This is a genomic window from Alcanivorax sp. HI0083 (genome assembly GCF_001635175.1).
Window position 1 is genome coordinate 1 of sequence record NZ_LWFX01001334.1, and the last position, 1032, is coordinate 1032.

At 64.8% G+C, this 1032-nt stretch carries 1 pseudogene; it reads right to left on the bottom strand.

From position 1 onward, the window contains the following. A pseudogene (locus A3754_RS19885) lies at positions 1 to 1032 on the bottom strand (exodeoxyribonuclease V subunit gamma); the annotation flags it as partial.

Genomic DNA, 1032 nt, shown 5'->3' on the forward strand with positions numbered 1-1032 from the left:
CAGGGCGTCGCTGAGCAACTGGTCCTGAAGCTGGAAACGTTGCAGGCCATCGAAGGAAAAGGGTTCGCTGTCGTCCAGTACCTGGCGTTGCTGTTTCAGGTGGGCCTTCAGCCGTTGCTCGAAAAAGTGCGCCACCGGTTGTTTGAGAAAACGGCCCAGGGCGGCGCAGGTAATCGGCTCGTCGGTGTCCAGTGGCGGCAGCGGTTGGTCGTTGCTGACAGTGGGTGCCTGGCCATCGTGGAGGGCGCGCCATTCGTTGGCGTAAGTATGTAGCGAATCGTTGGCGGCATCCTGGTCGCTGTTAAAGAAATAGCGGGCGCTGAACGGTTGCAGCGGGTGGGCCACGGTGAGCGCATCCACCGGTTCGCCCTGGTCGGTGTGCCAGCGCTGGTTGATGTGGTCGCGCAGTTGCGCCACCAGCACCGAGGGCGGCCGTTCGCTGTTGTCGCGCACGTTGCGGCCGGTCCAGCTGATGTAGAGGCTGTCGCGGGCGCTGAGCAGGGCTTCCAGAAACAGGTAGCGGTCGTCATCCCGGCGGGATCGGTCGCCGGGTCGGTAGTTGCCCCATTGCCGCATCAGATCGAAATCCATGGGCTGCTGCTGACGGGGGTATTCGCCGTCCTTCATGCCGAGCAGGCAGACATGGCGGAAGGGAATGGCGCGCATGGGCATCAGGGTGCAGACGTTGATGCGCCCGGCCATGAATCGTTGCGACAGGCTTTCTGCATTCAGGGCATCGAGCAGGGGGCGGCGGGCCACGGTGAGTGGCAGGGAGCTGTCGAAATCGGCTTCGGCGCAGGCGGCCAGCCAATCGTTGAGGGCGTCGCGCAGGCCCGCATCCAGGGCCTGGTCGGTTTCGTCCACGGGGGCGAACAGGTCGTCCAGCAGTTGGGTAAAGCGTTGTTGCCACTCCCGGGCGCTGGCGTCTTGACGGGACTGTTGCCAGTGGTGTTCCAGGGTATCGAGCAGCCGCGACAGTCGCCCGGCCAGTTCCGCGCCCAGGCCGGCCACTTCGTCCAGGGGCTCGATGCC